Here is a 7,869-nt window from a genome sequence, read left to right as displayed (position 1 = left end):
TTAAAACTGTTCGGGGAGGTACCGGAATTGTGAGCACATCAAATTTGAGCGGTTGCGGGGGTGAGATATTTATCGACATCATTACTGACGATGACCCCGTAATTCACAGCACCCAGCCAACCTGACATAATGATGCCAACCGAACCGGCGTGATAAAGTCCGGCAATCTGATCGGGCAATTCTTTGCTGACTTTCAGGCCTTCGAACTTGGTTCCGAACGAAGCGCCTTGCAAATGCTGGGTATAACGTTGGAATGTGCGCGGTGTTGAAGCTTCTAGATGATCGACTCGTTTGCGAATATCTGGTACGTATTGTTCTAGACAATCGAGAGTCGTTTCGATCAGATGTTGTTTGTCGGCTTCGTATTGTTCCTCGGGAAGATCAGCCCAGTCGCTGAAGTTAGCATTTGTGGAAGAGACAATCAGCGAGCGACCACTGCCGGGACGTGTTTCTGGATAATAGAATGAAAAGGTGCGGCTGCTGACATTTTTACTGAGCATGGCTTCGATATCAAAGCCATTATGTTCCGAGTGAAAGAGCAGGTCCCCGCAATATTCGAGTTCATCGCCGGGCTTCAATGCGATATAAACCTGGGTACTACTGTTGTTGAGTCGGACCGCTTTGACTTCTTCGACGAATTCCGGATCGAAATGTTCTTCGCCTACGAGATTTAGAATGGTGCCTTTGATATTGGAGTTCGACATAATGGCTTTACAGCCTATGCGTTTACCATTCACAACAACACCGGTGACTCTACGATCGGGTGTGACTTCGATTTTTTCGACTTGAGTTCGAATTCTCACATCGACGCCGTTATTTTCCAGTTCGGCTTTGATGAGTTTAATCAGGCGATCTGTACCGCCGCGGAATGTGTAAACGCCTTTCTGCATGAAGTTGGAAAAGACAATCCCATAAGTAATGGCGGGATCTTCAAGCGTTGAACCGTTGGCGTAAGAAATGGGTTCCATTAGTAGACGCACGACATCATCGCGGCCGGGAAAGAACTCTTCAAAGAGTTCGCGGGTTGTTTTTCCCTGATCGTCAAAGAAATTCATCTGTCGCGCGGTATCAAAAAAGCGTTTGACGGTTTCCGGTTCTATGCCGAACTTTACGATCAGGAGTTGTGTGAAATCTTCTCGATTGAACGAGGTTTCCAGAGAGAACTGCGGATTTTCAAAGCGTACGCCTTTTAAGGGAACGATGGAATCGGCGATTTCCTGTGTCCAGTATTTTCGGCAGCTTTTGAGCATTCCATAGGGAAAGCCATGCAACGAGATATCGAAGATATGCCCATTTTGGCGTTTGAACCAGGTAGCCATTCCGCCTAGCTGGTAATGATGTTCCAAGAGCAGTACGGAATAGCCCTGTCGGGCGAGAATGTTTGCAGACGTCATTCCTGCCAAACCACTGCCGATGACAATGACATCATACTCGTCTTTTGCGTCTTTCAAAAAGTCTTTGGCCATAATAACTCAGCGTTTTATTCAGTTTAGCAGTTGAGAAAAGAAGGGATCGCGAGGCCGAAAATACCAGTCAGGATTCCCTTACATTGCAGTTCTTGTTTATCGAAATTACGGTGTTTTGTCTACTAAACCAGAGTAATTCAGGATTCTGTGACAAAAGTGTGACAATTCAGCACGTAAGACTGGAATAAAGTGAGTTTCTTCCGTGGGGAATAATGCAAGAGTACAGCATCATTTAAAATACGAATCCGTTATTTCGGATTCAACAGATGCAGGTTGGCGATACTGATTCCGGAGAGCATTGAGCCGATGATTCCGAGAAACCCCTGATCAGTTCCACAGAGAAATAAGTTGTTGAATGGGGTGGTACCATCCAGAATTTTCTGTGGCGCGCCATAGACGCATCCATTGATGTGACCGGTAAATTTTTTGATGGTTCGGGGAGTAAAGGTGTCGATATCAAGTACATGGGGTCGAAAATCGGGAATGAACCTTAGCGAGGATTTCAAGATCTCTTCATACCAGTATTGTTTTTCCTCGATGTATTTTTCTTCAGGCAGACTCATCCAGTAATCAGGATTGGCTAAGGCAGTGATGCGAATGGAACCCTCTTTGAGAGGCTGATCGTATTTAAAATTGTTGGGTGAGCAGATAATACCGCTGCGGAGGTCAACTGGTTGTTTCGACTGTTCATAACAAAAGTCTTCTGAGTCATTGTAGAATACGATTGTTTCGTCGTGCCCGAATTCCGCCGGTTGCTGATCGAGGACGGATATGGTTTCTACAAATGAAATATCGCCGGGAGTAAATCGATCATCGCGGGGAACGTCTACGTTACACATTTGGAGTGTTTCCGCGGAGCCTGCAGAAGAGAGTACATTTTGGGATTCGAGTATCTGCCCATCATCGAGTACTACACCTGAGACTTTATTACCTTCAATGAGTAACTGTTTCACGCCGGCGCGGAGCTTCAATTCGCCGCCCAGCGCCTTGTATTTTTTTGTGAGGTTTTTCAAAATCAGGCGCACGCCTTGATAAGGACGGGCAAAACCTTCCTGATAGATACTGCGAAACATGATGACAAACTGGTTGAAGTCCATATCGTGTGCAGACGGGCTGCCATAAAACATGAGGGGACAGAGCAGCATATTGATTAAGAGTGGATCAGAAATACGTTCTGCCATCCGCTCGCGTGTTGAGATCCAGTTTTGTCCGAGATCGCCTATATTGTGAGCGTCGATTTCTGTAACGAGTTGCCGAAAGCCATCAATCTGTTGCGGAAACTGTTCTGCAATTTGTGCTTCAAAATAATCAAACTGATTATTAAATCGGAGTGTGTGACCGGGGAAAACGACGGATGAGCCGCATTGCGGACTCAAGTCAAAGTCTTCCCATTGAAACCGGAGTTGTCTGAGAATTTTATTCAGCGGTCCGCGTTTTCCTCCCGGTGGAGAATAGTTGGTGACCGCGTGCAGACCCACATCGTGATTCCTGCCGCGCAGGCGGTAAAAGGAATTTAAGCCTCCGATTGTCGTATGTCTTTCGAGAATACAGACACGCTTCCCGTAATAAGCCAGTCGGATTCCAGCAGCCAACCCGGAGAGGCCAGCACCAATGATGATTGAATCGTAGCTCATGGCGAGGGGAGTTTATGTGACTCAGACGGTGCTTTCAGCATCCTTCAGGAGTGGTGTCAGGTAAGTAACAGTGCTATCCATCGTTACTAGTTCACCATAGTCTTCTTCTGGAATTTGGACGCGATAGAGTTTTCTTAACTCCATCACGATATCCAGAAAATCCATGCTGTCTAATTCCATCTGTTCACGAAAAGGAATACTATCATCAAGCTCCGAAAGATCCTCATCGGGAGCAATTCGCGCTAAGATATCCAAGATTACCGATCTGATTTGTTCCGGCGCCATGCAGAAACTCCAAACTTTCTAAAATCCTATAACGTCGATTTCCATCAGCGAATCTCGCGACTTTCATCGCGAAACACTGTGTGGGGAAGCCTCTTATAACAAACAGACAACTTCCTCGCCAGAAGCCGGGTTATAAAAACCCGCCCCTTATAAGGAATACTATAGTGGTATCTAAACGATTTAAACCGACTGAACCCCGGAGAATGCAGAGAATTTCAGAAAAACCAGACAGAATCGATAAATCCGGTGAGGTAAACCATTCTGAGCTCAGAACAGAAACCGCATTCAGAATTGAGAACGGGGATATTGAATCAGCTGTTTTAAGCAGAATACTTTTTGACAATGAGGACTGAATTGATCCCCAACATACCAAAAGAATTATTCAGAATGCATTCCACCCGCTCCATCTGACGTGGTTCATTTGCTACGAGCTGAGGTAAATTGCATTCGGGATCGACCTCATCCAGATTTAACGTAGCATGAGCGATCTGATCTTCAAACGCGGGAAGATTTCCCAGCATTTCGAGTGCCCCGGCTGCTCCCATGGCATGTCCGATAAAGCTCTTGGTATTGTTAATCGCCAGATTGGGACAATCACCAAATACCTGCGCCAATGCTTTGGCTTCTTCAATATCACCCTGCATTGTTGCAGTGGCATGACTGCTGAGAATATCAATGTCAGAGGGTTTTAGGCCAGCCCGTTTGAGTGCCAGATGAATACATTCTGCCTGGCGCGTGGCATTGGGAAGTACAAAATCACTGGCATCGGAATTCATAGCGTAGCCGACGATTTCGCCATATATCGTGGCGCCGCGCGCTAAGGCATCGGGAAGACGTTCCAGGGTACAAACGGCTCCCCCTTCAGCGACAACAATGCCATTTCGATTAACATCAAATGGACGACAGGCTTTTGTTGGATCTGCGTGAGATGCCAATGCACCCTGACTCTGAAAACTGGCAAAAATACCAAACGTATGAATACTTTCAGATACGCCGCCACATAATGCGATATCCACTTCATTCAGGCGAAGCATCTGCACGCCTTGGATAAAACCAGCATTGCCCGCTGCACAAGCTGCTCCCAGCGTCAAATGGGGTCCGGTGATACCCATATTGAGCGTGACTTCACCAGCGGAATTGTTGGCAACCGTTCTGGGGTTATGATGATGAGACCAGACACTCGTATCATAATCAAATTTGGAAATCTCGTAGACTTCATTCTCAGTCTCGACATTTCCATGTTCGGTAATCCCCAAATAAACGCCGACGCGATCTTTGGAAACGTTTTCCCAATCCAAATTGGATTGATTGACGGCCTCATTCGCACAATATACTGCGATGGACCCTGCCCTTGTTCCCCGGCGAACTTCTTTTCGCTTTTGATACCGTAATTCGTCGAAATTACAAATCCCGGCAAGCACATCTCCCATATACCTAATGTTATAATCTACAACACCAGAACGGCCTTCCAGCAAGCTCTGCCGAAACTCATCCAGATTGTTTCCATTGGGAGACGTCAAGCCGATTCCGGTAATGACAATTCGGCTTTGATCATCCATTGATTCCTGCATGGATATATACCACTCTGATCGATTAACTAAAGCAATGAAGATTGATTGGCCACTCGGCCGGGCAGGGAGATGTTAAATAATAACCCAAGGAGATTACACGTTCTACAATAAACTCGCAAGTGGCGCGGCGAGTGAGATTTGCGATTCCTGTTAGAATAGACGACAGTGCCGAAAAACGTTCTGTATAGTACCATGAACTCGATTCAATCCTTAAATTCGAACTCCCTTTTCATCAAAGACTGGTTAAAATAGATAGAGTAATCCTGGCATATCAAACTAAACATAACTCTTATCATTTTAGGAACTTACAAATAGTTCTGAAGTTTGAAACAATGGTTGAAATATAAAAACTCAGTTTATCACGTCCAATTTTCGCAATGACGAACGATCATTACTATGAACCAGTCCTCTGATTTACATAAAGGCTTAGAAGCAGGTGAGGGGCCGATCCCGAATGAACAATTTGTTTCATTACTGGCTAGGCACCACAGTCTGATTCGAGGCTTCATTGGCACACTTCTTCCTCATCAGACGGATGCAGAAGATGTCTTCCAGCAAACCTGTCTGGTGTTGTGGAGGAAATGGAATACTTTTGATGCAGAACAAAGTTTTTCAGCGTGGGCCTGCGGAGTTGCCTTTTATGAAGTCAAAAATTTCCAGCGAGTTCAAAGCCGCGATCGGCATTATTTTTCTGACGAAGTCCTCTCACTGATTGCAGAAGCGCAAACCAACTCAATTTCCGAAACCGATCAACGGAAACAGGCGCTGAATGACTGTCTCCAGAAACTTGATAGTGAGAATAAGCAACTCATCCTCGATTGTTATCACGGGCAGCAATCTATTAAAGAAGTCTCACAGCAGTTAGGTCGAACCACTGATGCGGTCTACAAAAAATTATCACGTTTGAGGCTCCGACTATTGAACTGCATGCAACAGTCGCTTCATTCTCCGGAGGCTGGATCATGAACGAGAAATTTGCTCATAACAATCAGTTTATTCCACTGCTAGACTCGCTCCTTGAGGGAAGTATCACTCCGGAAGATCATACAGAGCTGGAACGCCTGCTCAAAGAAAATCCCGAACAACGTCAACGATACATTGAATATCTGCAAGTGCATTCCGGTCTGTCTGTCTGGGCGACAGAGTCAAAACAGTCGGATTTATGGATTCCACACTCCACTTCCCCTGCACCGCAATCCGGACCAGGAACATCCCGTTTTCTTTTCTTACTTGTTTCCTCAATTATTGCAGCAACGATCTTTCTCTCGCTTTCGTTCTATGCGGGTTGGAAAACTCAATCGAACCGTGAACAGCCTCTTGCCAACTTCTCTGCTACTTCATCAGAAAGTAGAACTCGTTCTCCGAAAACCGATCATATCGCCCTTTTAACTCAAGTCGTCGGAGTCGAATGGGATACGCCCCGTAATCTGCAAACCGGCGCGGGATTATCTGCCGGCTGGTTAAGATTTAAAAAAGGAACGATTCAAGTTGAATTGATCAGTGGAGCCTCGGTTGTTATCGAAGGACCTGCTGCGTTCGAGTTGATTTCTCCCCTGAAAACGTATTGCGAATATGGAAAAGTGCGGGCCTCTGTTCCCGAACAAGCACAGGGATTTACAATTGAGACATCGCGTTTGAACGTTGTTGACCTGGGTACCGAGTTTACTCTTTCTCTCGAGCCATCAGGTAAAGGGCATGTCCAGGTCCTTGACGGCATGGTTGAGCTACATTCGTCAGATCAGAAAACAACTCCTGATAAAATTCATAATTTAAAAACCGGAGAAGGTGCCCAGTTTGATCAACGGGGAACCATTAATCGCTCCCAAGATCTGGCATTACCCTTAATCAACCCGGAAGAACTATCCCATCTGGCCGAGCAACAGCAGCTACTGCAATTCAAACAGTGGAAACAACAGAATCAGAAAATCAAAACCGACCCTGCCCTCATCGCTTATTATGATTTTGAAGATTCAGCAAACTGGTCACGGACCCTCAATAATAAAAGTCAGCAGCATACATCCTCAACGGACGGTGCCATTGTTGGTTGTCAATGGACGTCAGGACGCTGGCCGCAGAAACGTGCGCTGGAATTCAAAAGGACTAGTGACCGGGTCCGCCTGCAGATTCCCGGAAAATATCAGTCCCTTACATTAATGGCCTGGGTCAGAATTGAAGGATTCGAGCGTTGGCTCAGTTCGTTAATGCTCACCGACGGTTATAACCCCGGCAATCCCCATTGGCAGATTAGTGACAAAGGTGAAATGATTCTGGGGGTCAAAACTGGGGCCGGTAAGAATTATTTTTCACCCGTTGTTTTAAAACCAACAGACCTGGGCCGCTGGATTTTTCTGGTGACTGTTTATGATCATCAGAAAAAAGAAGTTACTCACTATCTGGATGGTTTGCCTGTCAGCCATCATAAAATAGAAAATCCGATTCCCCTGGTCATTGGCCCTGCAGAAATTGGTAACTGGCGACCGCAGGAACATACAGGCGCACATTCGATTCGAAGTTTAAATGGACGTCTGGATGAATTTGCCTTATTCGGACGTGCGTTACCTGCTGAGGATATTTTACAATGGTATCAATCGGGAAAACCCGGTTCCTGATTGATTTTGCGGCTGATTTATTGTGATATATGTATTGTGAACTCACCGAAAGACATTCACTCCTGAAATCTCACCCGACTTTATAATCAAAACGATGAGGCTTTGATGCGGAACTTTAATAGCACTCTCATACTATTCTTCGCAATTTTATTACCTGTTTCACTTTCTGCAGCAGAAAAAAAAGTCGTAATACCGCTCGACCATGCCAAACGCATGCAGCAGGGACTGAAACTTTTCAAAAAAGAAGTGCGGCCACTCTTAGTCGAAAAATGTCTGAAATGTCACGGTGGTAAATCTGTCAAAG

The 7,869-nt window shown here is 45.6% G+C and carries 7 protein-coding genes; 3 read left to right on the top strand and 4 right to left on the bottom strand.

The features are described from left to right. Positions 1-38: 38 nt before the first annotated feature. From Q0668_RS01485 to Q0668_RS01470, 4 genes are all read right to left on the bottom strand, one after another. Entirely contained in the window at positions 39-1,466 is a 1,428-nt protein-coding gene (locus Q0668_RS01485) for an NAD(P)/FAD-dependent oxidoreductase (protein WP_298859239.1), read from the bottom strand. A gap of 248 nt (positions 1,467-1,714) precedes the next feature. Continuing rightward, positions 1,715-3,100: an NAD(P)/FAD-dependent oxidoreductase gene (locus Q0668_RS01480; RefSeq protein WP_298859238.1), complete on the bottom strand. Its 1,386-nt coding sequence runs from the start codon at positions 3,098-3,100 to the stop codon at positions 1,715-1,717. Positions 3,101-3,121: 21 nt separating this feature from the next. Then, entirely contained in the window at positions 3,122-3,385 is a 264-nt protein-coding gene (locus Q0668_RS01475) for an acyl carrier protein (protein WP_298859236.1), read from the bottom strand. A 320-nt stretch (positions 3,386-3,705) separates the two neighbouring features. Beyond that, positions 3,706-4,956 carry a beta-ketoacyl-[acyl-carrier-protein] synthase family protein gene (locus Q0668_RS01470; RefSeq protein WP_298859234.1) on the bottom strand — a complete coding sequence of 417 codons (1,251 nt, stop codon included), beginning with the start codon at positions 4,954-4,956 and terminating at the stop codon, positions 3,706-3,708. 396 nt (positions 4,957-5,352) lie between these two features. Between Q0668_RS01470 and Q0668_RS01465 the strand changes: the two genes are divergently transcribed. The 3 genes from Q0668_RS01465 to Q0668_RS01455 all read left to right on the top strand — a co-directional run. Continuing rightward, positions 5,353-5,922: a sigma-70 family RNA polymerase sigma factor gene (locus Q0668_RS01465; protein ID WP_298859232.1), complete on the top strand. Its 570-nt coding sequence runs from the start codon at positions 5,353-5,355 to the stop codon at positions 5,920-5,922. Beyond that, entirely contained in the window at positions 5,919-7,565 is a 1,647-nt protein-coding gene (locus Q0668_RS01460; protein ID WP_298859230.1) for a LamG-like jellyroll fold domain-containing protein, read from the top strand. Before Q0668_RS01465 ends, Q0668_RS01460 begins: the two co-directional genes overlap by 4 nt. A gap of 105 nt (positions 7,566-7,670) precedes the next feature. After that, positions 7,671-7,869 (top strand): hypothetical protein (locus Q0668_RS01455; RefSeq protein WP_298859228.1); only part of this gene is annotated, 199 nt, incomplete at its 3' end.

This window comes from uncultured Gimesia sp. (genome assembly GCF_937910335.1).
Taxonomy (GTDB): Bacteria; Planctomycetota; Planctomycetia; order Planctomycetales; family Planctomycetaceae; genus Gimesia.
The sequence above is the reverse complement of the archived record's forward strand: the minus strand, read 5'-3'. Positions and strand labels throughout refer to the sequence as shown.

Coding starts and splice junctions, on each gene's coding strand:
- Q0668_RS01470 (WP_298859234.1), bottom strand. CDS start 4,956: ATGCAGGAATCAATGGATGATCAAAGCCGAATTGTCATTACCGGAATC.
- Q0668_RS01475 (WP_298859236.1), bottom strand. CDS start 3,385: ATGGCGCCGGAACAAATCAGATCGGTAATCTTGGATATCTTAGCGCGA.
- Q0668_RS01480 (WP_298859238.1), bottom strand. CDS start 3,100: ATGAGCTACGATTCAATCATCATTGGTGCTGGCCTCTCCGGGTTGGCT.
- Q0668_RS01465 (WP_298859232.1), top strand. CDS start 5,353: ATGAACCAGTCCTCTGATTTACATAAAGGCTTAGAAGCAGGTGAGGGG.
- Q0668_RS01460 (WP_298859230.1), top strand. CDS start 5,919: ATGAACGAGAAATTTGCTCATAACAATCAGTTTATTCCACTGCTAGAC.
- Q0668_RS01485 (WP_298859239.1), bottom strand. CDS start 1,466: ATGGCCAAAGACTTTTTGAAAGACGCAAAAGACGAGTATGATGTCATT.